Raw genomic sequence first — 26,623 nt, forward strand, 5'->3', positions numbered from 1 at the left:
CTCCGGGGAGTTATATTAACCACTTTACACCCCCCCCTTCTTATATACAACACTTTTGGGTGCCCCCACTTTTGTGGGTCCTCCCACCACTTCGTTCCGAGTGAACCGCTCACCCCGGCCTCCCGCGACTGACCACGAACGCCCGGCACCCTCACCGCCTGGTCAGACGTTCGCTGGTGCTGTGGTCTGTTCGTCGTGTTCGCGCAGCACCCGCTGGTGGCACGGGTGGAGAACTTCTCCGAGAAGACCCGGGTGACCCCGGCCTCGGCGAGGGAGTCGAGCTGGGCGTCCAGGGACCGTCAGACCGCCCTCGGGCTCGACCACTTCGAGGGACGTTCCTTCACCGGCTGGCACCGCCACGTCACCCTCGTCACCGCCGCCCATCTCTTCCTCACCGAACAGCGGATCTCCATAAAAGCCCCTGCCAGGACCTGACCCTCTACCAGGCCCTGGCACTCTTGCAGCACCTCATCGCCACCTGGACCGGCACCTGCCCCACCTGCCGACAACCCACCCCATGGCAGCGCTACGACACCACCTAACAAAGCACTACTGGGCGACGATTCCCGCTCCGGACCCCGCCGACGATGGCCGCCCCGGGGCGCGGTGCGTCACCCGCCGGCCGCGGCGAGGACCGGGATCAACTGCTCCTCCTCATAGGTGAGATGCTGCTCCAACTCGTGGGCGAGCCGGTCGAACTCGGCCAGCAGCGCGGTCGGTTCCGCGTCCGTCTCCGCCACCAGTTTCCGTAGCGCCTCGACCAGCTCCGCTATCGACTCGTGCTCCCGTTCCAGGCGGTCCATGACCGCCTTCAGCTCCGGGTGCTGGGCGTTGAGGTAGGGGAAAAGGCCCTGGTCCTCGCCCTGGTGATGGTTCTTCAGCCCCTGGCACACGGTGAGGCAGTTCATCCGCAACTGGCTTCCCAGCGCGGGGCCCGCGGCGGCGATCTCCGCGCGGATGGTGGCGAGTTCCCGACGGAAGCCGTCGTGCACGACCTTCAGGCCGTCCGCGAACGACGGCGAGTTGATCACCGGTGGCCCTGCCGCCACTTCCACCAGCGCCACGACCGGGATCACCCGGTCCGTCTTCGCCTGGTACTCGGCCCAGCCGGGGTCCGCCTCGACCGCCCGGGCGAACGCCTCGTCACGCTCCGCGCCGGTGAGCACCTGAGCCCGCGCCCGGAAGACGAAGACACCGTCCTCGACCTGAACCTCGGGCTCCGCCAGGAGGTTGTGGTACCAGGCGGGGTGCCGGGGCGACCCCCCGGCCGAGGCGATGACCAGGATGCGCTCCCCGCCGTCCGGAAGGAACCCCACGGGGGTCGTGTGCGGTCGGCCGCTGCGCCTGCCCGTGGTGGTCAGGAGGATCAGTCGGGCTCCGGCGAAAGGGCCGCCGACCCGGCCGTTGTTGGCGCGGAACTCCTCGATGACCTGGTCATTGAAACTCTGGGGCATGTCCTGCTTTCTGCTTGCTTCTCAGGGCCGCCGCGGCTGATGGAGCCGTCTCGGCGGTGGGGAGGGGCACGCGCACGGCCTGGGTGCGGCGGTGTCGCGTGCGGGAGCGGCCGTCCGCCCGGACGGCAGCGCGAAGTGCGCCCGGGACGTCCCGTGGGAGAGAAGGACCGCGCTCATGGGAGCCGTAGGTGCGTCGACGACGGCGACCGCGTCGACGGATCACCCGAAAAACCAGGCACCAGGCGGCGCCCGGTACGGGGAGAAGGAAGCAGAAAGGCGGGGCCCTCGCCCGCCCCGGAATCACTCCGGGGCCGGGACCCTCACTCGTGCGCGGCGCAAGGCCGACCCGGCAGTCACGTCCGGGACCTTAACCGGACGAAGGCCGCAGGAGCAACCCCGAACCCGCCATGTGCCGGTGGTCAGCGGTTCAGGGGGGACATGTCGGTGTAGCGGTCACCGGAAGGGGCGGACAGCGCGCCGAGCCGGGACAACTGTTCCGGACCGAGCCGCACCGCGTCGGCCCCCGCGTTCTCCTCCAGACGGGCCACGCGCTTCGTCCCGGGGATCGGCGCGATCGTGTCGCCCTGCGCCAACAGCCAGGCGAGCGCGGTCTGCGCGGGAGTCGCCCCCACGTCCCGTGCGACGGCCGCGACCTCGTCGGCGATCCGCAGGTTGCGTTGCAGGTTCTCCTCGCTGAACCGGGGGTTGTCCTTGCGGAAGTCACCGTCGTCCAGCTGCTCACGACTGCGGATGCCGCCCGTGAGGAAACCACGGCCCAGGGGCGAGTACGGGACGAACCCGATGCCCAGCTCCCGGGTGAGCGGAAGCAGCTCAGCCTCGGGGTCCCGGGTCCACAGCGAGTACTCGGTCTGGAGCGCGGCGATCGGGTGCACCGCGTGCGCCCGACGGATCGTCTCGGGCGCGGCCTCGGACAGCCCGATGTACCGGACCTTCCCCTCGGCGACCAGTTCCGCGAGCGTGCCCACGGTCTCTTCGATCGGCGTGTCGGGGTCCACCCGGTGCTGGTAGTACAGGTCGATGCGGTCCGTGGCGAGTCGTCGCAAGGACCCCTCCACGGCCGCGCGGACATTGGCCGGCGAACTGTCCAGACCCCGACGCCCCTCGTGGGAGAGGATGCCGAACTTGGTGGCGAGCACCACCTCGTCCCGCCGTCCGGCCAGCGCCCGGCCGAGCAACTCCTCGTTGGTGTAGGGCCCGTACACCTCCGCCGTGTCCAAGAACGTCACCCCCAGGTCGACGGCCCGGTGCAGGGTGCGCACGGCTTCGGCCTCGTCCGTACCCGCTCCGGTGTAGAAGGCCGACATGCCCATGCAGCCGAGACCGAGCCGGGGGACGTCGAGACCGCCGAGGGAGACGTGTCGCATGAGTGTGCCCTTTCACGGTGGGGACGGCACGGAACGGCCACGCTGCCAGAGCGGATGCGACCCCGGTGGTCCGACATGCCGGGCCGGCCACCCGCGCCACGACACTGGGGGAAGGCCGGGGTGCGGGCCGCGGCCGGAGCAGGTGCCCACCGGGCCGGGCTAGGGTGATCCGTGTGGCGAAGAACCCCCGGGTGGCGGAGCGGCGCGCACTGCGCCCCGTCGACCTCGCGCGCGACGCCGGGGTCTCCACCCAGCAGATCCGCAACTACGAGGGCGCCGGCGTACTGCCGCACGTGCCGCGCACCGAGTCCGGATACCGCTGCTTCGACGAGGGGCACCGACAGGCCCTGTTCACCTACCGGGCGCTGGTCCGGGGGTACGGGGTGGAGCGGGCCGGTGCGATCATGCGGGCGGTGCACGCCGACGACGTGCCGCTCGCCCTGTCCCTCCTCGACGCGGGCCACGCCGAACTGCACGAGCAGCGTGCCGCGTTGCGGGAGGTCGGCGAGGCGTTGCACGCAGTGGCGGGGGAGGCCGGGAGCCGCTCGGACGACGGCGTCGGGGTCCCCCGTGGGGGGCTCAGGATCGGTGAGGTCGCGGCCCGGCTCGGGGTGCGGACCTCGGCCCTGCGGGTGTGGGAGGAGGCGGGGCTCCTCACCCCGCTGCGCGAGGCGGGCACCGGCTACCGCTGTTACGGCCCCGCCGAACTGCGGGACGCACGGATGGTCGCGCTCTTGCGGCAGGGCCGCTACTCCCTCGACCGGATCCGGACCGTGCTCGACGGGCTGCGCGGCACGGCTGGCGGCGAGGCGCTGCACGACGCCGTCGCCGAACGCCAACGGTCCTTGACCCGCCGTTCCCGGGCGATGCTCGCGGGGGCGGGCGCGCTGCACGGTTACCTCGATCGGCGCGCGCTGCTCGGACGGGTTCCGGCCGAACCGTAACGGGGTCGTCGGCTCCCGGGAAGACCGGGAGCCGACGACCCCGCACGGACGTCAGCTCGCTGCGCCGTCCGGGCCGGTCGTCGGCGTCGCCGTGTTCCGCGAGCCCGCGCGGCGTCGTACGAGCACCGTGCCGGCGGCGGCCAGGCCCACCGCCACTGCTGCTGCGGACAGCACCGTCGTGCCGGTCGAGGCGAGTGCGCCCGTGCCGCTGTCGCCGCCGGAGTCACCGCTGCCGCCGGTGGATCCGCCGGCGCTACCGCCGCCCACCGAGCCGCCCGAGCTGTTCGACCCGCCGGCGTCACCGCCGCCCGTGCCGTCCGTGCCGCCGCTCGATCCGCCGGTCGAGCCACCGTTTGAGGTGCCGCTTGAGGTGCCGCCCGTCGTCCCGCCGGCGTCCGTGCCGCCGTCCGAACCGCCGCTGGCGCCCCCGTCGGTACCGCCGTCGGTGCCGCCGTCCGTGCTCCCTTCGGTGGCGCCGCCGTCCGTGCCGCCGTTGTCGGTTCCGGACGTGGTGCCGGCGGTCGTCTCCGATTCCTCGGCGACCGTCAGCGTCACCGGTCGGGTACGGGTCGTGCCGGCGTCGTTCTTGAACTCGGCCCGGTACCGGTCACCGTTCTGCGACAGCGTCGCGGTGAACGTCAGCGTCCCGGAGGCGGCGTCCGTCACGGGTCGCCAGGTCTCGCCGTCGTCCTCGCTGACCTGCCAGTGCACCGTCGGTTCCGGGGCGCCCTCGGCCGCGGCGGTCAACCGGACGTCCTCGCCGGGGTTCGTGGACACGTCGGCCGGCGACTCGGTGACCTTCGGCGACATCTGACGCACCAGTTTGACGACCTTGCCCTCGGCGGGGTGCGTCACGTAGACGGTGGCGCCGCCCGGTTCCACGGCGACCGTGGCCGAACCGAGTTGACCGTGGTTGCCCGGCAGCGACACCGGCTCGGTGGTCTGGGCGTGGTCCTCGGTGTCGTACGTGGTGAGCGAACCGTTGTTGTCGTTGCCCGGTTCGCTCGGGTTGCCGCCGTCCTGGCGGACCAGGAAGGCCCGCTTGCTGGTGGCGTCGAACGCCACCGCGATCGCCCGGTCGGGTCCGGTCAGCGTCTTGGCGAGCTTGCCGTCGGGGCCCAGCACCAGGACGGCGGAGCCCGATCCCACCCACACGTCGCCGGTCTCGGGGTCCACCTCCACGAAGCCGGTGACGCCGCCCTCGACGGGCGGCAGCTCGACGGTCTGTTGCACCGTCAGGGACGCGGTGTCGACCCGGTACAGCTTGCCGCCGCCGATGTCGGCGAACCACACGGTCTTGCGCGCGGTGTCCACCGCGAAGCGGTTGCCGCTCTCCAGGGTCAGCTCGCGCAAGGTCGTACCGGTCGCCGAATCGACCTCGGTCAGTTTGCTGCCCTGCGCGACCAGGACGGCCGTCGCGGAGGAGGTGCCCGGCCCCGCGTCGGTGACGGACGCACCGGTGAGCCACACGCCCTGGGCCGCGGCGTCACCCGGTCTGGCGCTGCCGATGCCGCGCAACGGGTACTGGAAGCGGACCCCGTCCCCGGCCAGCGGTGCCACGATCCGGGCGACGGCGGCGGTGCGCAGGGTGCCCCCCGGGCCGGGTGCCTGGCTGATGTGCGACCGGACCGTGCCGTCGACCGGATCGAGGACGTACAGGCCCCGCTCGTCGAGGTCCGCGGTGTCGGGGAGGTTGTCCGCGCCGACGTACAGCTTCCGGGACTCGGGGTGCACCAGGACGTCCAACGGCTTCCCTGCCGTGGTGAACTCCGCCGAGGTGCGGTACGACACCGTTCCCTCGGGGACGTCCACGCCGATGCCGCCCGGCGGGGGGCCCGCCGCGAAGGTCACCGGGATGCGGACGTCCTGGGAACGGTCGCCCAGGGCACGGTGGTCGGACCGGGTCACGACCGAGCAGGCGACCGTGGCGCAGTCGACCGACGACGAGGTGGCCTCGAACTCCAGCTCGACGTCGAAGCTGCCGCCCGGGCCGTACGCCTTGGCCAGTTCACCGGCGTAGGGGTCGTCCTCGGGGACGATCCACGCCGAGGTCTTGGAACTGCCGGTCATGTCGGCGCCGCCCGCGCAGGGGGAGGGCGTGCGGCCCGGACCGTTGTCCTTGCAGAGGGCGACGTAGATGCCCTTGGTCGCGTCGTAGCCCTTGCCGGTGACCCGCACGCTCTGGCCGGTGGGGTCGAGCCCCTTCGTCGCCGACACCGTCAGTTCCTGACCGTGTGCACCGGTGCCGGAGCCCGGGGTGTCGGCCGAGGCCAGAACCGGGGAGCCGGTACCGATCGAGATCGCGAGCACCGCGGCCGGGCCGAGCGCGGCCAGGGTGGCCAGGGTGATGGTCCGGGATCTCGGACCGGCGTGGTCGCGTGCCCGGGGGGATGTGTCTTTCATGGCTTCCTTGTCGTACGGGACCGGTGTACGCGACCGAAGGCGGGTTCCGGCACCCGGTGCCGGAACCCGCCTGGGGGTCGGGTTAGGAGAAGGTCACCGGGATGTGGACGTCGTACTTGCGGTCGCTGGAGTCGGTGTGGTCCGCACGCGTGACGATGGCGCAGTCGACGGTGTCGCCGCAGATGTTGCCGCCGCCGAGGTCGGCCTTGACGTGGATCTTGGCCGTGAAGCTGCCGCCGCTCTTGAAGGTGGAGCTGTTCGGGAGGAGGCCGCCACCGAAGTTGGACACCCAGTACGAAGCGCCCGTCGTGCCGGACTCGTCCTTGCCGCCGAGACACGGGGTCGGCTTGTTGGCGCCCTGCCCGCCGCTCACCGCGCACAGACCGACGTAGATGCCCTGCCAGGAGTTGTAACCGGTTCCCGTGACCGTGACGTTGGCGCCCGAGGCGGGGGCGGTGTTCGGGCCGGTGACGGAGAGGTTGTAGGTGGTGGACCCGTCGACGATCGTGCGGCTCCCGGTGGCCGCCGAAGCGGAGGAGGCGAGACCGAGCGTCAGCGCGGCGGCGGAGATCACGGCGAGACCGGCGCGGGCGGCAGTACGGGTGGACAGCACAGCACTCATCTGGTGAGCACCTTTCTTACACGGGAAGCGGGCGTGGATTCAGGGCGCCACACCCGTTCGACTTAGGTAAGGCATACCTAAGTTCACGGTGCAGGGATTGTCAACAGCCGGTAATGGGCTTGCAACGCACTTGTGGAGGGGGTTCCTTGGCGCGCAGGCTTCGAGGGTGGGCTGCGGAGGAGGCGCGGGCGTCGCCGAATGTCCGGTTCCGGTGACAATCGTCCGAGCTGCGTGACAGGTGCCGTATGCAGACAACCCGTGCGTCCGGAGCCGGGTCTAGCAGGGCGGCACCGAGCGGAATCGGACGCCATCAGGATCGGGACGGCGCGGTGAGCGCGGAGACCGGCGTGCGGAGCACGCGGGGAAGGGGAGAGGGTTCACATGGGGGAGAAGCGCAGGGGGGCGGTCGTGTTGCTGGGGGTCGCCGGATTGCTGGCACCGTTGACGCTCGCGTTGGGTGCGGCGCCGGCGAGTGCCGCGTCCTGCACCGCGCAGGCCGGGCCCCACCAGAAGAAGGTGGAGAAGTTCCTCGGGCGGACGGTCGACGGCCGGCAGTCGACGGGTGACTGCACCGCGATCCGGGCCTTCCAGAAGAAGCACGGCATCACCCCGGCCGCCGGTTATGCGGGCTCGGTTACCTGGGGCGTCATGGATCTGATGAACAAGCAGAAGGCCGTGGGCAACAGGCCCAACAGGGACGGTCGTTGTCCCACGAACCGGGGTCGCATCGCCTGCGTCAACCTGACCCTCCAGATCAGCTGGATCCAGGACGGCAGCAGGCTCAAGTACGGCCCCGTCCCGGTCCGCACCGGTCGCAACGGCGATGAGACGCGCACCGGTTCGAAGAAGGTCTACCAGCGGAGCATCAACCACCACTCCAGCCTCTACGACGTTCCGATGCCGTACGCGCAGTTCTTCGACCGGGGGCAGGCGTTCCACGCCGCGAGCGTCAGCATGTGGAACCCGCCCGGTTCCCGCGGCTGCGTCAACATGCGCAAGGGCGACGCCAAGAAGTACTGGTCCTACCTCGGTAACGGCGACGACGTCTTCGTGTACGGCCGGAAGTCGGGTACCTGACCCCACCCGTACGACGGGGAACGACGACGGGCCGGGGGAATCCCCCGGCCCGTCGCCGTTCATTCACGTCCGTGCATCAGCTCTACGGGCGTCAGCAGTACAGGTTGGCGCCCGTCGGGACGCCGAGGATCTGGGTGAACTGCTTGTAGCGCTTCACCCGGCTCTCGACCTGCCGGGGGTTGCCGCCGTTGCACTCCAGCGTGCCGTTGATCGCGTTGATCGTCTGGGCGAACCCGGCGCCGCTGACCATCGCGTCGTGGGCGGTGACCGGACCGGGGCCGTCCTGCGTGTTCCAGTACCACAGGGCGGTCATCATGGAGACGTCGGGCTTCGTCTCCACCTGCCAGGGCTCGTTGAGGAGGTCGATGCCGAGGAAGTCGCCGGCGGCCTTGTAGTTGAAGTTCCAGCTGAGCTGGATCGGGCCCCGCCCGTAGTACGCCGCCTGTCCGGCCGGGCAGCCGTAGGGCATGTCCCGGTCACAGTAGTGCGGGTAGTTGTCCTTGTTGATCTCTGTGATGTAGAACAGGCCGCCGGACTCGTGGCTGATGTTCGCGAGGAAGGCCGCGGCCTCCTGCTTGCGCATCGTGTCCGTACCGGTGTGGGCGAACTTCGGGAACGCCTTCATGGCGTCCGTCAGGCCCTTGTACGTGTAGAACGGGTTCCGGTTCGGGAACATCTGGTCGAACTGGGCCTCGCTCACCACGAAGCTGTTGTGGTTCGGGTTCCCGTTGCCCCCGCAGGCGTACGGGTCCCAGTAGTACGTGCTGGTCACGGGGTTGTACCCGGGGTTGTCGCGCTCGGCGACGTACACGCTTCCGTCGGAGTACTTGACGATGTCACCGGTCTGGTAGTTCGCTCCGGCGGACCAGGTGGGTGCGATGGCGCACTCGTCCGTGCCGGTCGCGGCGTTCGCCGTGGTGGCCGGCACCATGATCGTTGCAGCGAGTGAGCCCGCGGTGGCGAGACCCACCATGAGCGACTTCATACGTTCTCTGAGCACGACTTTCCCTTTCGCGCGTCAACGGGCGTGCCAGACAAGCCCAGTTGACTCTGTCCCTGGGCACGCCGTAACGGGTGTACGAGCTACCCAAGCGTTTGGGGGGAGGCCGCGTCAAGGTCTAGACCATTACTGATCTTGCGTAACGGGCAGAAAAAGAAGGGTTGTTATTTTGAAGCCCCCTGATCCGGGGTCTTTGGAGGGGGGCGGTCGGCGGCGGGGTGCGCCGACCGGGGCCGCGCACAAGGGTGGGCGGGGCCCCGAACCATGGCCGCTTCCATGGCTCGGGACCCCGCCCGATTCCCCGGGCCGCCCACGACTTCGGCCCGGAGGTTCTGAGGGGTCGTCAACGACCCTGTAGGGCCTTCACGTTGTCGCCGAAGGTCCAGTTGCGCGAGCCGTCCCAGTTCAGTGACCAGGTCATCAGGCCCTTGAGCCGGCCGCCGTAGTGGTTCCACGCCTGGCTCACCTGAGAGGGCGTCATGTGCCCGCCACCCGCGCCGGGTTGGGCGGGCAGACCGGGCGCCTGCTTGTCGTACGGCACCCGGATGGTGGTGCCTTGGATCACGAGTCCGCGGTCGAGGCAGTCGGTCTGTGCGACGAACCCGGCCACCGTCCCGGCGTTGTACGAGTCGGCGGAGCAGCCGTACATGGCGCCGTTGTAGTACTGCATGTTCAGCCACCACAGCCGGCCGTTGTCCGCGTACTTCTTGATGATCGGGAGGTACGAGCCCCAGATGGACCCGTAGACGACGCTGCCACCGGTCACGTACGCGGTCTCGGGGGCCATCGTCAGGCCGAAGTTGGACGGCATCTGGGCGAGGACCCCGTCGATGATGCGGATCAGGTTGGCCTGGGAGGCGGACAGGGTGTTGATGTTGCCCGTGCCCACGAGGCCGGTCTCGATGTCGATGTCGATGCCGTCGAAGTTGTACTTCTTGAGGATCGGGACGACCGTCGCGACGAACCGGTCGGCGACCGTGCTGGAGCTGAGGTCGATCCCGGCCGCGGCGCCGCCGATCGACATCAGGATCGTCTGCCCCTGTGCCTTGGCCGCGCACATCTCCTCGGGGGTGGGCACCTTGACCCGGTTGTCCATGCCGTCCTCCCACAGCACCGTTCCGTCCGAACGGATCACGGGGAAGGCGGCGTTGAGGACGTTGTAACCGTGCTGGGTGATCCGGCTGTCGTTGATGGGTATCCAGCCGAGGCCGGGATGGACGCCGTTCGCGGCTCCGTCCCAGTTCTCCCAGTACCCCTGGAGGACCTTGCCGGTGGGCTTCGACTTCACCGGACAGGTGCTGACGGCGGCCCGTTCCGGGGCGGTCGGGGCTGCGTGGGCGGCGCCGGACGCGGCGGCACCGAGTAAGGGGGCGGAAGTTGCGAGAGCGATGCCGATGCCGAACAGCCGGACGCGCCGGCCGATGCTGCGGAACATGCTGTGTGCTCCCTTCGAACCGGGTCACGCACACGTGGGGGTGGCGTGCCTCGGCGGTGGACGGCAGGAGTCGACGCACGGTGGGGGCGTGCCGACTCCCGGGTGGGGGGAACCCGGAGACGTACGCGGAACGTGAGGGAGGGGTGGTGCGGTGGGGTCGGCTTGGTGCGCGGAGGTGGGGGTGGGGGAGGTGTCGCAGTGGGGGAGGTGCGCGCGCCCATACCGTAAGTTGGTCCAGACCTATCGTCAATAGGTCTGGACCAAAACCCAGTTGAGGCGGGTGTGCCCCCGAAGGCCGCCCCCGAAGGCCGCCCCCGACGGCCGCGCCTGCGGACGCGGCTGCCCGGGCAGCGGCGGTCCGATCGGAGAGCGGCGCTGGAGCCGCCGGGATCGACGGCGCGCGCATCAACGAGCGCGCCCCCTTGTTATCGATTCGTGCCCCCCGGTCTCCCGGGGCGGCCTGCGCCCCGACCTCGTCCCGGATACGCTCCGAATCTCCTCCGTCACTCTCCGGATGTTCGGTGTGGACCGTGGGTCGGCCCGCCGCGCGGGGCGGGAGTGGAACTCGGTGGAGGGGGAAGCCGTGCGCTCATCAGCAGCGCGGGGCGCCAGTGGGGTTGACCGGGCCGCCGGGAAGTGCCGCGCGGCGAAACGACGACGTGCCGTCCGGGGCCGCAGCGAGCGGTCCGGGTCGGCTGAGGACGTGCATGCCGAACCTGCCGTACCGGACCGGGACCGTGACGACGACCGCGACGGCGGTCTGTCCCCTGTTCCCCGGGTCCGTGTTGTCCGAGTCCGTGGGTCACTCGTCCGTGGGCCACGAGTCCGCGTGCCTGAGGAACGTGCCCCTCGACGCCGCACACCCCGACTCGGCGCCCCACTCCGACGGTCCGTCACCGGACGCACCGGACGCACCGGACGTGCCGCGCGGGGAGCCCGCGGGCGACGGGCCCGTCCGCGGGGGCGGACCCGCGACCCCCGACCCGGCGGGCACGGCCGCGCTGTGCCGGGCGGCCACCGAGTTCCTGACCCTCCACCACGAGGAGGAGGGCCTGGGGTGCCCCGTCGACCGCATCACCGCCGTGCACGACGAGATCGCGCGCACCGGGACGTACCGGCACACCGCCGAGGAGCTGACGTACGGCGCCCGGGTGGCCTGGCGCAACTCCAACCGGTGCATAGGCCGGCTGTACTGGCGCTCGCTGCGGGTCCGCGACCTGCGCCACCTCCGCTCGGCCGAGGACATCGCCGACGCCTCGGTGGAGCACCTGCGCACAGCGAGCCGCGACGGGCGGATACGCCCGCTGATCACGGTCTTCGCCCCCGACGACCCCGGCCGCCCGGGGCCCCGGATCCTGAGCGACCAGCTGGTCCGGTACGCCGGCTACCGCCGGGCGGACGGCACCGTCCTGGGCGACCCGGCCAATGCGGACCTCACCGCCCTGGCCCGGCGACTCGGTTGGCCCGGCGGCCCCGGAACCGCCTTCGACGTGCTGCCGCTGGTCGTCCGGGGTGTCGAAGGGCCTCCCCGCTGGTTCGAGCTGCCGTCCGACGCCGTGCACGAGGTCCCCCTCAGCCATCCCGGGTACCCGTGGTTCGCGGACCTCGGTCTGCGGTGGCACGCCGTGCCCGCGGTCTCCGGGATGTGCCTGGAGGTCGGGGGCGTCCGCTACCCGGCCGCCCCGTTCAACGGCTGGTACATGGGCACGGAGATCGGTGCCCGCAACCTCGCCGACACCGACCGGTACGACCTGCTCCCCGCGCTCGCACGCCACCTCGGGCTCGACACCAGCAGTGACCGCACGCTCTGGAAGGACCGGGCCCTGGTCGAGTTGAACCTCGCCGTCCTGCACTCCTTCGACCGCGCCGGCGTCACCGTCACCGACCACCACACGGAGTCCCGACGCTTCCTCACCCATCTGGAACGCGAGGAGCGGGTCGGTCGGGCGGTGGGCGCCGACTGGTCGTGGATCGTGCCGCCGATCTCCGGCAGCGCGACCCCGGTCTTCCACCGGACCTACGACGACACGCAGCTGCGGCCGGCGTTCGTCCACCACCCGCAGGCCCCGCAGCGGGACGGTGAAGAAGTCGTTCCGGACTTGGTCTAGACCGATCATCTTCGGCTGCTACCGTCGGCGCAGCAATCTGGCAGCCGAGAGGGGACAGCAGTGACAGCGGGGCGCAGGGAAGTCGGTCGAGCGTACGTCGGATCGTTCACCGCAGCCGGGGGGCCGGGCGTGGTGGCGGCCTCCGTGGAACCGACCACCGGTGCTCTCGCCCTGCTCGGCGCGACCGACGCCGTGGCCGACCCCTCGTACCTCGCGCTCGCCGCGGACGGGTCGACCCTGTACGCGGTGAGCGAGACCTCCGTCGGTGCGGTCGCCGCCTTCGACGTCACCGACGGGCACCCCCGCCCCCTGGGGGCGCCCGTCCCGGTGGGCGGTGACGGGCCCACCCACCTCGCCCTGTACGCGGACCACGTGGTGACCGCCAACTACGGTTCCGGCAGCGTCAGCGCCGTGCCGCTGCGCGCGGACGGCGCTCTCGCGGACGGGCCCTCGGGAGTGCTCGTCCACCAGGGGAACGGCCCCCATCCGCAGCGCCAGCACGCTCCGCACGCGCATCAGGTGCTGCCCGCCCCCGGCGGACGCTGGGCCGTGAGCGTGGACCTCGGGACGGACTCCGTCCGGGTCTTCGACCTGGACCGCGAGGGGGAGCCGCGGGTGCACCGGGAGATCGCCCTGCGCCCCGGCTGCGGCCCCCGCCACCTGGCCTTCCACCCCGACGGGACGCACGCCTATGTACTGAACGAGTTGGCCCCGACCCTGACGGTCTGCCACTGGGACGCCGCCCGGGGGGTGCTCCGGCCGCTCGGTGAGACCTCCGTGCTGCCCGGCGCCCCGGACGGCGACGCGTACCCGTCCGCGGTGGTCGTGGCGCCCGACGGTCGGTTCGTGTGGACCGCCACCCGCGGTGAGGACGTCATCTCGGTCCTGGCCGTCGAGGAGGGCGGCGCTCGCCTGCGCCTCCTCGCGACGGTCCCCTGCGGCGGCCACTGGCCGCGTGACCTGGCCCTGGACGCCACGGGGAGCCGTCTCTACGTGGCGAACGAGCGCTCGGGCGACGTGACCTGGTTCGGTGTCGACACGGAAACCGGCCTGCCGCGGCACGCGGGTTCCGTGGAGGTTCCCGCCGCGTCCTGCGTCGTACTGTCCTGAGGGGGGCCCGGGTTCCGCTCCGCCCGATGGGCGGACGCGGGCCGGGCACCCCCGTCAGCGCACCGGAGCGCCGGCTCCGGTCTGCGGAATCCCCAGCGCGGTCGCGTACTTCGACAGCGCCAGCTTGCCGATGGCCGGGTAGGAGCCGAGCGGTTCGGCCACGGCGCACCCCGCCTCCTTGCCCGCCGCTTCCAGCAGGCTCGGGTCGATCTCCGGACCGATCAGGTACGGCGCGAGCGCGAGCTGACCCGACCCGGAGGAGCGCAACTGCTCGGCGATGTCCGCGATGGAGCCCTCCTTGTCGAGAGCGGCGGCCATCACCGGCACGGCGAGGCGCGCGGCCAGCAGCATGCCGGTGATGCCGGCTGCCTGCGCGGCCTCCTCGCCGCCCACCGAGGCGATGACGATGCCGTCGGCGGCCGTGGCCACGGTGAACAACCTGGCACGGTCCGCACGGGCCAGCCCGGCCTCGGACAGCCGCACGTGCAGCGCCTCGGCGAGCAGCGGATGCGGGCCGAGGACGTCGGTCAGCTCGGCGGCGACCTTGCTCTGGGCGATGGCCCGACGGATCTCCCGCAGCAGGGCGCCGTCGGCGCCGGCGAGTAGGGGGACCACGACGGCGACGGGGCCCTCGGGCTCCGCCATGTCGGAGCCCGCCGCGCGGGCCAGCTCGTAGCGGGCGGTGCGGTCCTGCGCGGTGTGCGCGAGGACCGTCGAGAGCGCGGGGAACTCGTCGTCGTCCCCGTCGAGGTAGCCGATCCGGGCGTTGAGGCCGGGCAGCTCGGAACGGGCGATGCTCACGACCTCGTCGGCGAGCAGCCGGACGGATCCACTGGGCGTGCCCGGAACCGCGAGCACCAGGGCGGGTGCTCCGTCGGGTGCCACCGCGGGTTCAGGACGGCGATGGCGCCCCGACTGGCGGGGGCGCGGCATTCGTACGGGCAGGTCGTTGGCCGGCCCAGTGGGGGTGCTCATGGCGCCGCATGCTACTGGCTTTGCCCCCCTCTCTGTTCGGGGAGGGGGCGGGTGAGCGGTATCTGTCATATTTTGTCTGATTCATCAGATTTACCGGACGAATGAGCCCGGAACACCCGTTCTTCATCGTCCGCTTCGGTCTGCACGGACGACAACATGCGCCCGTCGGTCGGCAGTCCGGGACCGTCGACCAGGAGCCCGGTCGCGATCCGCACCGAACCGAGCAGGGGGTCCCCCTCGGCCTCGGTCCGTCGGGCGCCGGGCAACTGTCGGGCCAACTCCTCCGCGAGCGGATCGAGCAGGGGCGCGCCCATCTTGAACAACCCGCCGGTGAACGCCACCTCGCACTGCGCGGACCGCGGCGCGACCGCCGCCGCTGCTTCCACGATGTGCGCGGCGGCCCGCCGCAGGACGCCCTGCGCCACGGCGTCGGCGACCTCCGCGGACGCGCAGGCGGCCACCTCGGGTGCGAAGGAGGCGAGGACGGCGGGCCGGTCGGTGCGCGGGTACAGCAGCCCGGGCAGGTCCGGAGCGGGGCCGAACACCGCCTCGGCGCGCGCGAGCAGCGCGGCCGAGCCGCCCCGCCGCCCGTCGTGCGCGCGCATCGCGGCGTCGAGTCCCGCCCGGCCGATCCAGGCCCCGCCGCCGCAGTCGCCCAGCAGATGGCCCCAGCCGTCGGCGCGACGCCAGGAGACCAGGTCCGTTCCGGTGGCGATCATGCCCGTGCCGCCCGCGACGACCGCGCCGGGACGGAACCCGAGGGCCCCCACGTAGGCGGTGACGGCATCGGCGGCCAGCGCCAGCCGGCGGACGCCCAGCTCCCGGGCGAGTGCACCCGGCAGTTCGGCGCGCAGCCGGTCCCCGAGGGTGGCCATGCCGGCGGCTCCGACGGCTGCCGCCGGCACCTCGGTGACCTGGGCGTCGGCCAGCAGTGCGCGGGCCATCGGGAGCAGTTGCTCCAGGAAGTGTCCGGCGTCGATCCCCTGCGGCCCGGTCCGCACCGGCCGGGCCGAGCGGAGCGGCGCGGAGCGGGGGCGTCCGTCCACCGCCAGGACCGCGCGCAGCCCGGAGCCCCCGGAGTCGACGGCGAGGACGAGGGGCCCGGCCGTCACGGCAGCCGCCAGTCGACGGGCTCCGCGCCCTGCTGCACCAGGAGGTCGTTGGCGCGGCTGAACGGTCGGGAACCGAAGAAGCCGTTGTCCGCGGACATCGGCGAGGGGTGGACGGACTCGACGGAGGGGAGGTTGCCCAGCAGGGGTCGGACGTTGCGGGCGTCCCGGCCCCACAGGACGGAGACCAGGGGCCGCCCCCGGGCGGCCAGCGCGCGGATGGCCTGTTCGGTGACCGCTTCCCAGCCCTTGCCGCGGTGCGCTCCCGGCTTGCGGGGGGCGGTGGTCAGGGACTTGTTGAGCAGGAGGACCCCCTGGCGGGTCCAGGGGGTCAGATCGCCGTTGGAGGGCGGGGGAACCCCCAGGTCGCTGGTGAGCTCCCGATAGATGTTGATCAGGCTGCCGGGCAGCGGGCGCACCTCGGGCGCCACCGCGAACGACAGCCCCACGGCGTGCCCCGGCGTCGGGTAGGGGTCCTGACCCACGATCAGGACCCGTACCTCGTCGAAGGGCTGTTGGAAGGCACGCAGCACGTGCGCTCCGGCGGGCAGGTACGTGCGGCCCGCGGCGATCTCCGCGCGCAGGAAGTCGCCCATCCCGGCGACCTGGTCGGCAACGGGTTCCAGGGCCTTGGCCCAACCCGCTTCGACGATCTCGTGCAAAGGTCGTGCTGCCACGCGGACGTGCCCCCAAGGATGCTCAGGTGTGCGGTGAGACCCACGCGGAGCGGTGGGCGCCCGCGCGGCTCGAAGAGTACCGCCGTGTCGTGCGGTTCCTTGCCCCGGGACGGCCACGCGATTCCCCTGGCGTGACGCCCCCGAGGGCCCGGCAGATGCACTCCACACGCTTGCAGTACGGGCATACGGGGACCACGGTGGTCTCCTTCCATGACAGGGGATGTCGGTTCTTTATCCCTCCCTTAGAGAAACGGGTACGAGCGTGTGCAGGTTTCGAAAGGGAATGAAGACTCCATGATGTTTTTCGTCACGGCGATTTTCGGCCGCGTGGCTCAAATGGCGCTCTGTTGCACCGTGTTATGGGGTGACTGCGGCGTGCACACGCGGGGCGTCCGATGGATGCGGGGCGGGTCGGACCCGGACCTCTCCGCCGTTCGGCGGGGCATATAATTCGCCGTTGCGATCGTTGTGGGACCCGCTCGTGGGGGGTCCCCCGGTCGATGCGCGGGGCGTCCCCGAGGGTCGTGGCGCAGTGGACTTCGCCCGGCGGTGACCGCCCGCCCGCCGCCCCGTCCGGTCCGCGGAACGCAGGACGGCGCCGGTCAGCGGGCAGTCGGCCCGCACCGGAGCGTGGTGGACGCCCCCGCGAACGACCCGAGCACCCCGCCCCCGCCGCCTCTGCGGTCCCGCGGGTCGACGGCGCCCCCCGACCGGTGTCCGCGCGGGAGCGCTCCCGCGTCGTCGCGGGGGTACACGTTCCAGCGGTCGTGGAGCCGTGGCCCCGGACCGGTGCCGGACGGTCCGGGGCACCTCCGTGGGCGCCCCCGCGGGACTCCGGGTCCGCATCGGGCCGGAGCACCGCCGGCCCGCCCGCGTTCGACGGGGTCCGGCTCGCCATGCCGTCCAGTGCGCCCGGCACCTCCGCCGTAGGGCCGGCCGGCCGCCACGGGACGCACGCACCCCGGATGACCGCCGCGACGGTGCACGGACCGGTCCGGCGGGGTCAGCGCGACCGTGCGGCCACCCGTTCAGCGACCTGGGCCAGCGCGCGCGGTCCCACTCGGCAACAGCCGCCCACCAGTCGCGCGCCCGACGCCAGCCAGCCGTCCACCGCTGCGGCCTCGAACCGGTCGGGGCCCACCCAGGCGCGCCGCGCGTCGTCCCAGCGTTCACCGCTGTTGGGGTACACGACCACGGGCTTGCCGGTGATCCGCGCCGCCAACGCCACCGCGGCGTCCGCGTCGGCCGGGGTGCAACAGTTCACGCCCACCGCACACACCTCCGCCGCCCCGGCCGCCACCGCGAACGCCTCGGCGAGCGGCTGTCCCGCCCGGGTGCGGTTCCCGCTGATGCTGAACGACAGCCAGGCCGGCACCCCGAGCCCCCGCACCGCACGGAGCAGGGCCCGGGCCTCGTCCACGTCGGGCACCGTCTCCAGGGCGAACGCGTCGGGCCCCGCGGAGGCGAGGACCTCCAGCCGGGGCCGGTGGAACCGTTCCAGTTCCGCCACCGTCAGGCCGTACCGACCCCGGTACTCCGAGCCGTCCGCCAGCATCGCCCCGTAGGGCCCCACCGAGGCGGCCACCCAGCGAGGGCGCCCGCCCGGTGCCGTCCGGGCCGCCTCCCGCGCCAGGGTCACGCTCGCCCGCAGCAACTCCGCGGCCCGCGCGCGATCCGTGCCGTGCCGGGCGAACCCCTCGAAGGTCGCCTGGTAGCTCGCCGTGGTGGCGATGTCCGCACCCGCTTCGTAGTACGCCCGGTGCGCCGCGACGACCGCCTCCGGACGGTCCGCGAGCAGCCGCGCCGACCACAGGTCGCCGTCGACGCGCTCACCCTCCGCCTCCAACTGGTTCGACAGCCCGCCGTCCAGCACCAACGGACCCCGGGTCAGGGCGCTGGCCAGGGAGGGCCGCGGGGGCCGGGCGGACCCGGTGGCGTCGGGGTGCACACCAGCGACGCTAGCCCGCTCGGGCGCCCGGCGCCCCCGTCCGCGGGATCAGGCCGCGCGCAGGTACGGGTCCGGCACCGTGATCCGCGCGCCGAGTTCCCGGGCCGCGTGCTGCGCCCACGAGGGGTTGCGCAGCAGTTCCCGGCCGAGCAGGACGGCATCGGCCTCGCCGCTCGCGATGATCTGCTCCGCCTGCGCCGCCTTGGTGATCAGACCCACCGCCGCCACCGGCAACCCCGTCTCGGCACGGACCCGGGCCGCGAACGGGACCTGGTAGCCCGGACCGGTCGGGATGCGCACCCCGGACGCCGTGCCCCCCGAGGAGACGTCCAGCAGGTCCACCCCGTGCTCCTGGAGCTGTGCGGCGAAACGGACCGTGTCGTCAACGGTCCAACCGTCGCTCTCCAGCCAGTCCGTCGCGGAGATCCGGAAGAACAGCGGCAACTCGTCGGGCCACACCGCGCGGACGGCGTCGACCACCTCCAGCGCGAAGCGGCTCCGATTCGTGAACGACCCTCCGTACGCGTCGGTGCGCCGGTTGGCGTGCGGTGAGAGGAACTCGCCGATCAGATAGCCGTGCGCCCCGTGGATCTCGGCCACTCGGAACCCGGCCGCCAGGGCCCGCCGTGCCGCCCCCGCGAACTGCTCGACGATCTCGGCGATCTCCTGTGTCGTCAGCTCCCGAGGGGCGGGGTGATCAGGGCTGAAGGGCAGCGGGCTCGGTCCGACGGTCTGCCAGCCGTGCGCCTCGGGGCCGACCGGACCGCCGCCGCGCCAGGGGACGTCCGTCGACGCCTTGCGGCCCGCATGGGCGAGTTGCATGCCCGGGACGGTGCCCTGCTCGGTGAGGAAGTCGACGATCCTGCGGAACGCCGCCGTCTGGGTGTCGTTCCACAGGCCCACGTCGGCGATCGAGATCCGCCCCTCGGGGCTGACCGCGGTCGCCTCGGTGAGGATCAGCCCGGTGCCGCCGGCGGCGCGTGCCGCGTAGTGCGCGAAGTGCCAGTCGGTGGGCACCCCGGCCTGCGGTCCGGCGGGCGCGGCGGAGTACTGGCACATCGGGGCCATCCACGCCCGGTGGGGAATGGTCAGCGACCGCAGGGTGAGGGGTTCGAACAGGGCGCTCATGGCGGTTTCCCTTCAGGGGGCCGGGTGGCGGGCGCTCCGTGACACGGCCGACGGGCGTGGTGAACCGGGGCCGGTGGACGGGGCGTTGGGTAGTACGATAACGCTCGTAGTACGGCAACTGTCAAACTACGACGAGCGTCGAACCAAGCCGTACACTGGACGCACCGAACAGACCCGGGAGTCGCCGTGACCACCGTCACCACCAGTAGTCGTGAACTGGCGCACCCGCGCCGCGAAGAGATCACCCTGGAAGCCGTGCTGCACGCCCTCGCGGATCCGATGCGGCTGCGCGTCGTACGGGAACTCGCCGCGTCCGGTGCCGAGTTCCCCTGTTCGCACTTCCCGCTGCCGGTCAGCAAGTCGACGACCACGCACCACTTCCGGGTGCTGCGCGAGGCGGGCGTCATCCGACAGCACTACCGCGGCACCGCGAAGTACAGCAGGCTGCGGGAGGACGACCTCGACGCGCTCTTCCCCGGTCTGGTCCTCAGCGTGCTCGCCGCCGCGGCGGCCGAGGAGGCGCGTCGGGCAGCTCCCTGAGCAGCGACCCGGCGGGGCTCCGGTAGGGCTCCGGTGGGGCTTTCCCGGCTCGGCCCCGGTGTGCGTGCCCCGCGACCGGGTGGCGACCGGACCACGGCGCCCGGGTGTTCCGGTCGCGGGGCGGCTGCGTCACAGCAGCCCGCGCATCCGTCCGATCTCGGCCGTCTGCTGGGCGATCACGTCGTTGGCCATCTCCTCCACGAGGACGTTGTTTCCCTCCGAGAGCGCGTCGGCGGCCATCGTCACGGCCCCTTCGTGGTGCGTGATCATCAGGGCGAGGAACAGTTCGTCGAACGCCCCGCCCCGGGCGGCCCGCAACTCCGCCAGCTGGGCCTCGGTGGCCATGCCCGGCATGGACGCGTGGGTGTGGCCCGTGCCGGCGCTGTGCTTGGGCCCGCCGTTGCTCTCCCACCAGCCCTCCATGGCGCCGATCTCGGGCTTCTGCGAGGCGGCCACCCGGGCGGCGAGCCGTTTCACCTTCCCCGACCCGGCGCGCGTCGGGACGAGTTCCGTCATCACCAGGGCCTGGGCGTGGTGCTTGATCATCATCTGGATGTAGTCGAAGTCCGCGGAGTTGGGCGAATCGTCGCCGAGCCGCTTCTTGGCCTCCCCCGCCGAGAGGGTGGCAGCCCCTTCGCCCGGTTTCCCCGGGGCGATCACCGAGGGCCCCGCCGCCTTCTGTGGGGCCGCTGTGCCGGAACCTTCCGCATCGCAGCCGGCAAGGGACAGGAGCAGGGCCGCACAGAGCAGCGCGGCACCCGAACGGCCTTGCCGGAGGGGAGAGGTGCGGCGGATGGCGGCCGGCGGTCGGCTTGCTTCGTCCTGGCTGCTGCGACTGCGGTACAAGGCATCCTCCTGCGAAGCGGGGGGAGTTGACGGCGGGGTGGAGGGGGTTTCGGCGGCCCTTGCGGGGGCGCCGTCGGGCGGAGGTGACGGGCTGGGTGTGCCGCCTACCGTCTTAGCACCCTTCCAGGGGCGGTGATCGAAAACCTTTGTGACGATTGCGTTGCCCCCCTATTGATATGAGCATGATGAAGACGATACTGCGGGTGTTCCTGAACCGTTCCACACCGTGAACGGCGAAGAGGGAGGACGCAGTGACCCTGTCGAACGATCCCCGAACGCGGCGCAGACGCCTGGGAGTCGCCGCCGCAGTGGTGGGGCTGCTCGCCACGCTGGTGACCGCCGCACCCGCGGCGGCGATCCCCGACCCCGGCGACGCCCCGTCGAGCCCCGAGCGGGTGTCCCAGGAGGACGCCCGGGACACCAGGGAGGCGATAGCCGCCGGCGAGATACCCGGCCAGGACGAGATCGTCCACTCCGACAACATCAAGCACCTGGCCAACATCCCGAAGGACGCGCTCCCCGGGACCAACTCGGACCTGGCCTTCCAGGGCAAGTACGCGTTCGCCGGCAACTACGACGGCTTCCGGATCTTCGACATCAGCGACCCGAAGGCGCCGAAGACCGTCTCGCAAGTGCTCTGCCCGGGTTCGCAGAACGACATCTCGGTCTCCGGCAACCTGCTGTTCCTGTCGACCGACTCGTCCCGCAGCGACAACTCCTGTGCCAGCACGTCCCAACCCGCGAGCGTCAAGGACTCGTGGGAGGGCCTCAAGGTCTTCGACATCAGTGACAAGCGCAACCCGAAGTACGTCTCCGCCGTGGAGACGGCCTGCGGCTCGCACACCCACACCCTGGTGCCGGACCGGAAGAACGTCTACGTCTACGTCTCGTCGTACTCCCCGAACGCGGCGTTCCCCGACTGCCAGCCCCCGCACGACGGCATCTCGGTCATCAAGGTGCCGAAGAAGGCGCCCCAGCAGGCCGCGGTCGTCAACTTCCCGGTGCTCTTCCCCGGTAGCGGCCCCGACGGGGGCGGCAACCCGGGTGGACCCACCAACCCGGGTGTCTCCAAGACCACCGGTTGCCACGACATCACGGTGCTCCCGTCGAAGGACCTGGCGGCGGGCGCCTGCATGGGCGACGGCATCCTCTTCTCCATCAAGGATCCCGAACGCCCGAAGGTGATCGACGTCGTCCAGGACAACGTGAACTTCGCGTTCTGGCACTCCGCCACCTTCAACCAGGACACCAAGAAGGTCGTCTTCACCGACGAGTTGGGCGGCGGCGGCGCCGCGACCTGCAACGCGGCGATCGGCCCGGACCGCGGCGCCAACGGCATCTACGACATCGTCGGCCGGGGCGACCACCGCGAACTGGTGTTCCGCAGCTACTTCAAGATCCCGCGCCACCAGGCCGACACCGAGAACTGCGTCGCCCACAACGGGTCCGTCATCCCGGTGCGCGGCAAGGACCTCATGGTCCAGGCGTGGTACCAGGGCGGAGTCTCCGTCTGGGACTTCACCGACTCCACCGAGCCCAAGGAGATCGCCTACTTCGAGCGCGGCCCGCTGAGCACGACCAGGCTGGTCGCCGGTGGATCGTGGTCGGCGTACTACTACAACGGGTACATCTACTCCAACGACATGGCCAAGGGCTTCGACGTGCTCAAGCTCGACGACCGCCGCACCAATTCCGCGGAACGGGTCAGGTTGCACGAGCTGAACGTCCAGACCCAGCCCGACTACTTCGACCGGGACGACGACGAGTGGGACGACGACTGACCCGCTCCGACTGAACCCCGACCGGGCCGACCGGGTCCGGACGCAGCAGTGGGCCTCCCGGCGACGGAACCCCCAGCTCGCCGGGGTGCCTGAGTTCGGACGGTCGTTCCCGCCCCCGCACCGGGGCGGGAACGACCGTCAGCGGTCTTCGGTCTCCGGGGCCCCCGGCTCGCCGCGACCCGCGCCGAACAGCCCGGAGAAGTCCGCCGGCGGCCCTGACTGCGGAGCCACCCGTGGTGGCTGCTCGGTCGGTGGCGTCCCCAACTCCCACGCCAGCCCGTACCGACGGAACAACTCCGCCCTCAGCACCTCGGCGGGCATCGGCGCACCGGGCAGCAGGATCGCAAACACGGATCCCATCAGCAACGCCCGCAACAGCGGATAGTCCGTGTCCGGAGTGGGCGACCCGTACCGTGCGACGGTGTCGCGGAGCAACTCCGCGAGCCGCTGCTGCTCCGCGCAGCGGACGAACCCCTCGGCCTGGAGGATGCCCGCCATGTGGGCGCGCATCAACACCGTGCTGTCCCGGGCGAGCCCCAGGACCGCGTCGATGGCGCGCGCCATCCGCTCGTGGCCCTCCTCGGTGCGCGGTTCCCGCTCCAGGGCCTGGGCCAGGGCGGTGTGCATCAGCCGGTGCACCGCCGACTGGAAGAGCTGGCGCTTGCCGGGGAAGTAGTAGGACACCAGGCCCCGGGCGGTGCCCGCCCGGTCCGCGATGTCGGACAGGGTCGTCGCCTCGTACCCCCGCTCGGCCACCAGCTCCACGGTCGCCCGCAACAGCCGCTCACGGCTGCGCCGTCGCAGCTCCTCATTGACCGATGCGCTGCGCGGGGTCATCCTGTACTCCTGCGTTGACTGGCTTCCAGCCAATATACTCAGCGGAGTCGGTGGTGGCCTCGCGGCCCCACCCGGTCCGCTGTCCGCATGGGCGCAGCGGGGGAGCGTCCATGCGGACGGCGGTGCACGAACGCGGCCCGGGCCCGGTGGCCCGGGCCGCGTGCTCTTCTCGCGGGACTCCTCCCCGCTCCCTACAGTGGGGACGGGGCCGAGGAGGCGATGACATGGACCAGCGACAGATCCTGGAGCGGATCACCGCCATGGTCGAGGACGAGCGGCGACTGCGCGACGGGCTCGCGGAGGGCCGCGACCGCACCGCGGAACGCGCCCGGCTCGCCGAACTGGAACGGGAACTCGACCAGTGCTGGGACCTGCTCCGTCAGCGGCGGGCCAAGTCCGAATACGGTGAGAACCCCGACGAGGCCCGGGTGCGGCCGTCCTCCCAGGTCGAGGGCTACCAGTCCTGAGCCGCGGTGCGCCCGGTCACGGACGGCCGCGGAGCGCTCCGGTGCGGTCGGCGTCCGGGAGCCGGCTCGGGCCGCGGAACCGTTCGTACGACAGGACCGCCACCGAGACGGTCAGACCGCCCAGGAGCCACCCCTCCACCACGTCGGAGGGCCAGTGCACGCCCAGCCAGATGCGGGTGAGCCCCACGCCGAGGACGGAGACCGCGGCGACGACCAGCGCCCCCCGCCAGAGCGACCGCCGGACGCCGTACCGGTACAGGGTCCACAGGAGCAGCCCGCACACCACCGTCGCGGTCATCGCGTGTCCGGAGGGGAACGCGGAGTAGTTCGCCGAGTCCACCGGGTCGGGCCAGCGGGGGCGCTCCCGTCCGACGCCGGCCTTGAGCGCCTGCTGGAGCAGCGTTCCCAGGGCACAGGAAACCGCGAGCCAGGCGGCGAACCATCCGTCGCGGCGCCACAGCAGCCACCCCACGACCACCGCGAGCAACGCCCGCATGGTCCACGGGTCCCACGCCCAGTCGGTGAGGATGCGGTTGGCGTGGGTGAGGCCGGGGTCGGCCACGGCCCAGCCGTGCGTGGTACGGGCGATCTGTTCGTCCACGTCCAGCAACGGGCTCCAGCGGGTCGCGACCAGGACCAGGAGCAGGGTGGCGAACCCGCCCAGGACCACTGCGACCCGTGGGGCGCGTGAGGTCATGGGGCCGGGTGGGCTCGATGGGGGGAGTGGGGACACCTTGTGCATGGGGGTGATCCTCCCTGACCTCGCGTGCGGCGGACCAGGAATCCGCGGGGATCGACGGGGCGATCGAGGTGTTCGGCCGGTGGGTGCCCGCACGGGTGGCCGGATCGGGTTCCGTCCTCCCCGTCGACCCGGGCGGTGCCGGGACCGGTCAGCGCAGGGCGTGCAGCCCCGGTACGAAGGCCACCAGGACGGGCACCACCGGGACCAGCGCCGCCGCCGCGGTGAGCCGCAGCCGCCTGGCCGGAGTGAGCCGGCGCGGCGGGGTGAGCAGGCGGTTCACCCGCTGCGGAACGAGTGCCTGTGGGGTCGGGCACGGCCCGAACACACCGCGGTCCTCGTTGAGTTCGACCAGTGCCAGGGCGATGGTGAGCCGCCCGAACCGGCGCGAGGCGACGTCGTCGGCGGCGAGTTCGACCAGTCGGTGCATCTCGTCGCGGAACGCGGCGAAGACCGGGACCTGCGGGAACCCGTTGGCCAGGGCCGAGGACGCGTGCAGCAGCCAGTCGTGGCGGGCCTGTGCGTGGCCCTGCTCATGGGCGAGCACCGCATCGAGCTGTCGACCCTTCAGCCGTCGCAGTGCCGCCGTGGTGATGACGAGCCGGGGCGCCGCCCCGGGCAGCCACCAGGCGTCCGGCCGCTCGCCCTCCAGCACCACCAGCCGGTCCGTGCCCGGTTCCTCGCCCGGCAACAGCGGGGAACGGACCCGCAGTTCGGCGCGGCTGGCGCGGCGGGCGGCCCGGGTGCGAACGATCTCCCGGGTCAGCATGGCGGCCGTCCACACACCGCCGCCGGCCAGCAGCAGGGCCGTCGCCGCGGCCCAGGGCCCGGCCGCCCCCAGTGCGTACGCCTCCACGACACCGCTGGGCGCGGGGGCGAACAGCCGTCCGCGCACCGCCTGCCAGGCCGCTGCCGCGCTGAGCGTCATCGACAGCGCGCAGCACAGCAGGACCGCCGCCACCACGCACTGCCAGACCCACAGGGCGACCACGGGTTCCCGTTCGGGCCAGTCGGCCCGCGCCAGGAGGCGCGGAGCGAGGACAGCGGTAAGGGCGCCGAGCAGCAGCAGTGCCACGGATACCGTCATGCCGCCAGCCTATTTGCGTGTGGTGACGTGGTGGTACGGATGATCGGCGCAAGTGACGTAGGACACGTTTCGTCCGTAGTGCGGGCGGGCTCGTCCGGGCGAGCACCGGAGTCGACCGGGCCACCGCCGATCAGACGGCGAGCAGCATGGCGCACATGGCCAACCCCATCGAGAGCCGGCACGCCCGGGCCAGCTCCGGTCGGTGGGCCGCCCCGCTCATCCCGGTCGAGCGGACGGAGCCGCCGGGCGGGGGCGGTGCGGGGACGAGTCGGGCGCCCGTCCACAAGACGTACCCGGCGAAGTACCCGAGCAGTGCGGCGGTCAGCGGGGCGAAGCCCGCGCTCCCGTGTCCGGCCGGGGCCGTCGCCATCACCACCGACATGTAGGTCATCGCACCCGCCCCCACCAGGTGGTGCAGTTGGTGCACCGAGTCCCGCGCGTACCGCAGGGCGCCCAGCGCCGCCACGGCGAAGACCACCGTGCACAGGGCCCATGCGGGGCGGGGCACCGCGACCAGCGCCGTGGGCAGGGCCATCACCACGGTCCCGAACCCCATCAGCGCCTCGCCCCCCGCCGTCCGGCGCTGTCGTCCGGTACCGGTGAGCATCCGCACCAGGCAGTAGCCCCCGCTCAGCGCGCCGAGCGCGATGAGCAGCCAGGCAGCCGGGACCGCTGTGTGCACCGCGCACCTCCTGCTCGACGCCCCTGGGGTGATGGCTGCCCGCGGGGAGGCCGACGAACCGGGCGCACGGGCGTACAGAAGGGCGTGCGCACGGGCGTGCGAGGGGGGTCCGCGCGGAGCGCGCCGGGTGTGTCCCGCCACACCTCGGCGCGCTCACTGCGGTGCGGAGGTGGGGGGGGGGGCCCCGGAGCAGCCCCCCCCCCCCGGCGCGCGCGGCGGGGGACACCCCCCCCCCGGCCGCGGGCCGCCCCGGGGGTGGGACCACCACC

Annotated in this window: 23 protein-coding genes and 1 pseudogene; 8 read left to right on the forward strand and 16 right to left on the reverse strand. The window is 72.2% G+C overall.

Annotated elements, in window-relative coordinates; all coding sequences use genetic code 11:
- Window positions 1-291: 291 nt before the first annotated feature.
- Window positions 292-435: pseudogene (locus ACFV88_RS30995) on the forward strand (IS701 family transposase); the annotation flags it as partial.
- Window positions 436-611: 176 nt separating this feature from the next.
- Here the strand turns inward: ACFV88_RS30995 and ACFV88_RS31000 are convergent.
- Both ACFV88_RS31000 and ACFV88_RS31005 read right to left on the reverse strand, forming a co-directional pair.
- A complete protein-coding gene (locus tag ACFV88_RS31000; RefSeq protein ID WP_385495384.1) occupies window positions 612-1,454 on the reverse strand; it encodes a nitroreductase/quinone reductase family protein in 843 nt (280 codons plus the stop codon).
- 419 nt (window positions 1,455-1,873) lie between these two features.
- Window positions 1,874-2,839 (reverse strand): aldo/keto reductase, encoded by a 966-nt coding sequence (locus ACFV88_RS31005; protein ID WP_385495385.1) that lies wholly within the window; start codon window positions 2,837-2,839, stop codon window positions 1,874-1,876.
- A gap of 173 nt (window positions 2,840-3,012) precedes the next feature.
- Here ACFV88_RS31005 and ACFV88_RS31010 point away from each other — a divergent pair, with 173 nt between their 5' ends.
- Window positions 3,013-3,783: a MerR family transcriptional regulator gene (locus ACFV88_RS31010; protein WP_385495386.1), complete on the forward strand. Its 771-nt coding sequence runs from the start codon at window positions 3,013-3,015 to the stop codon at window positions 3,781-3,783.
- Window positions 3,784-3,834: 51 nt separating this feature from the next.
- Here the strand turns inward: ACFV88_RS31010 and ACFV88_RS31015 are convergent, their stop codons facing one another.
- A complete protein-coding gene (locus ACFV88_RS31015) occupies window positions 3,835-6,186 on the reverse strand; it encodes a hypothetical protein (RefSeq protein WP_385495388.1) in 2,352 nt (783 codons plus the stop codon).
- Window positions 6,187-6,268: 82 nt separating this feature from the next.
- Window positions 6,269-6,808, reverse strand: coding sequence for a hypothetical protein (locus ACFV88_RS31020; RefSeq protein WP_385495389.1), 540 nt, complete (start codon window positions 6,806-6,808; stop codon window positions 6,269-6,271).
- 381 nt (window positions 6,809-7,189) lie between these two features.
- Here ACFV88_RS31020 and ACFV88_RS31025 point away from each other — a divergent pair, with 381 nt between their 5' ends.
- Window positions 7,190-7,885, forward strand: coding sequence for a L,D-transpeptidase family protein (locus ACFV88_RS31025; RefSeq protein WP_385495390.1), 696 nt, complete (start codon window positions 7,190-7,192; stop codon window positions 7,883-7,885).
- Between the two features lie 91 nt (window positions 7,886-7,976).
- Here the strand turns inward: ACFV88_RS31025 and ACFV88_RS31030 are convergent, their stop codons facing one another.
- Window positions 7,977-8,885, reverse strand: a complete 909-nt coding sequence (locus ACFV88_RS31030) for a glycoside hydrolase family 19 protein (protein ID WP_385495392.1) — start codon at window positions 8,883-8,885, stop codon at window positions 7,977-7,979.
- A gap of 343 nt (window positions 8,886-9,228) precedes the next feature.
- Complete coding sequence (locus ACFV88_RS31035) at window positions 9,229-10,308, reverse strand: chitinase (RefSeq protein WP_385495415.1); 1,080 nt, start codon at window positions 10,306-10,308, stop codon at window positions 9,229-9,231.
- A gap of 719 nt (window positions 10,309-11,027) precedes the next feature.
- Between ACFV88_RS31035 and ACFV88_RS31040 the strand changes: the two genes are divergently transcribed.
- Entirely contained in the window at window positions 11,028-12,428 is a 1,401-nt protein-coding gene (locus tag ACFV88_RS31040; protein WP_385495393.1) for a nitric oxide synthase oxygenase, read from the forward strand.
- 60 nt (window positions 12,429-12,488) lie between these two features.
- Window positions 12,489-13,538 carry a lactonase family protein gene (locus ACFV88_RS31045; RefSeq protein ID WP_385495394.1) on the forward strand — a complete coding sequence of 350 codons (1,050 nt, stop codon included), beginning with the start codon at window positions 12,489-12,491 and terminating at the stop codon, window positions 13,536-13,538.
- Between the two features lie 54 nt (window positions 13,539-13,592).
- Here ACFV88_RS31045 and ACFV88_RS31050 read toward each other — a convergent pair whose 3' ends face one another.
- The 5 genes from ACFV88_RS31050 to ACFV88_RS31070 all read right to left on the reverse strand — a co-directional run bounded on the left by ACFV88_RS31050 (window position 13,593) and on the right by ACFV88_RS31070 (window position 19,375).
- Window positions 13,593-14,513, reverse strand: coding sequence for a sirohydrochlorin chelatase (locus tag ACFV88_RS31050; RefSeq protein ID WP_385495395.1), 921 nt, complete (start codon window positions 14,511-14,513; stop codon window positions 13,593-13,595).
- 65 nt (window positions 14,514-14,578) lie between these two features.
- Window positions 14,579-15,625 (reverse strand): N-acetylglucosamine kinase, encoded by a 1,047-nt coding sequence (locus ACFV88_RS31055; RefSeq protein ID WP_385495397.1) that lies wholly within the window; start codon window positions 15,623-15,625, stop codon window positions 14,579-14,581.
- On the reverse strand, window positions 15,622-16,299 hold the full coding sequence (locus ACFV88_RS31060) for a uracil-DNA glycosylase (protein WP_385495398.1): 678 nt from the start codon (window positions 16,297-16,299) through the stop codon (window positions 15,622-15,624). Before ACFV88_RS31060 ends, ACFV88_RS31055 begins: the two co-directional genes overlap by 4 nt.
- Before the next feature lie 1,003 nt (window positions 16,300-17,302).
- Window positions 17,303-18,247 carry a homocysteine S-methyltransferase gene (gene mmuM, locus ACFV88_RS31065; protein ID WP_385495399.1) on the reverse strand — a complete coding sequence of 315 codons (945 nt, stop codon included), beginning with the start codon at window positions 18,245-18,247 and terminating at the stop codon, window positions 17,303-17,305.
- 48 nt (window positions 18,248-18,295) lie between these two features.
- Window positions 18,296-19,375, reverse strand: coding sequence for an NADH:flavin oxidoreductase/NADH oxidase (locus ACFV88_RS31070; RefSeq protein ID WP_385495401.1), 1,080 nt, complete (start codon window positions 19,373-19,375; stop codon window positions 18,296-18,298).
- Between the two features lie 186 nt (window positions 19,376-19,561).
- Here ACFV88_RS31070 and ACFV88_RS31075 point away from each other — a divergent pair, with 186 nt between their 5' ends.
- The gene (locus ACFV88_RS31075) at window positions 19,562-19,915 is read left to right on the forward strand and encodes an ArsR/SmtB family transcription factor (protein ID WP_385495402.1); all 354 of its coding nucleotides are present in this window, start codon (window positions 19,562-19,564) and stop codon (window positions 19,913-19,915) included.
- 129 nt (window positions 19,916-20,044) lie between these two features.
- On the opposite strand, the gene ACFV88_RS31080 is transcribed toward ACFV88_RS31075, so the two are convergent.
- Window positions 20,045-20,710 (reverse strand): DUF305 domain-containing protein, encoded by a 666-nt coding sequence (locus tag ACFV88_RS31080; protein WP_385495416.1) that lies wholly within the window; start codon window positions 20,708-20,710, stop codon window positions 20,045-20,047.
- A gap of 302 nt (window positions 20,711-21,012) precedes the next feature.
- On the opposite strand from ACFV88_RS31080, the gene ACFV88_RS31085 reads away from it, so the two are divergent.
- On the forward strand, window positions 21,013-22,542 hold the full coding sequence (locus ACFV88_RS31085) for an LVIVD repeat-containing protein (protein ID WP_385495403.1): 1,530 nt from the start codon (window positions 21,013-21,015) through the stop codon (window positions 22,540-22,542).
- A gap of 138 nt (window positions 22,543-22,680) precedes the next feature.
- On the opposite strand, the gene ACFV88_RS31090 is transcribed toward ACFV88_RS31085, so the two are convergent.
- Window positions 22,681-23,379 carry a TetR/AcrR family transcriptional regulator gene (locus ACFV88_RS31090; RefSeq protein WP_385495404.1) on the reverse strand — a complete coding sequence of 233 codons (699 nt, stop codon included), beginning with the start codon at window positions 23,377-23,379 and terminating at the stop codon, window positions 22,681-22,683.
- Between the two features lie 224 nt (window positions 23,380-23,603).
- Between ACFV88_RS31090 and ACFV88_RS31095 the strand changes: the two genes are divergently transcribed.
- Window positions 23,604-23,846, forward strand: a complete 243-nt coding sequence (locus ACFV88_RS31095; RefSeq protein WP_385495405.1) for a DUF2630 family protein — start codon at window positions 23,604-23,606, stop codon at window positions 23,844-23,846.
- A 16-nt stretch (window positions 23,847-23,862) separates the two neighbouring features.
- On the opposite strand, the gene ACFV88_RS31100 is transcribed toward ACFV88_RS31095, so the two are convergent.
- The 3 genes from ACFV88_RS31100 to ACFV88_RS31110 all read right to left on the reverse strand — a co-directional run bounded on the left by ACFV88_RS31100 (window position 23,863) and on the right by ACFV88_RS31110 (window position 26,354).
- Window positions 23,863-24,543 carry a phosphatase PAP2 family protein gene (locus tag ACFV88_RS31100; protein WP_385495406.1) on the reverse strand — a complete coding sequence of 227 codons (681 nt, stop codon included), beginning with the start codon at window positions 24,541-24,543 and terminating at the stop codon, window positions 23,863-23,865.
- 193 nt (window positions 24,544-24,736) lie between these two features.
- Window positions 24,737-25,672 carry a M56 family metallopeptidase gene (locus ACFV88_RS31105; RefSeq protein ID WP_385495407.1) on the reverse strand — a complete coding sequence of 312 codons (936 nt, stop codon included), beginning with the start codon at window positions 25,670-25,672 and terminating at the stop codon, window positions 24,737-24,739.
- Window positions 25,673-25,802: 130 nt separating this feature from the next.
- The gene (locus ACFV88_RS31110; protein ID WP_385495408.1) at window positions 25,803-26,354 is read right to left on the reverse strand and encodes a DUF5134 domain-containing protein; all 552 of its coding nucleotides are present in this window, start codon (window positions 26,352-26,354) and stop codon (window positions 25,803-25,805) included.
- Between the last annotated feature and the right edge of the window lie 269 nt (window positions 26,355-26,623).

The organism is Streptomyces sp. NPDC059816, from assembly GCF_042732055.1.
In the GTDB taxonomy this organism is placed as follows: Bacteria; Actinomycetota; Actinomycetes; order Streptomycetales; family Streptomycetaceae; genus Streptomyces.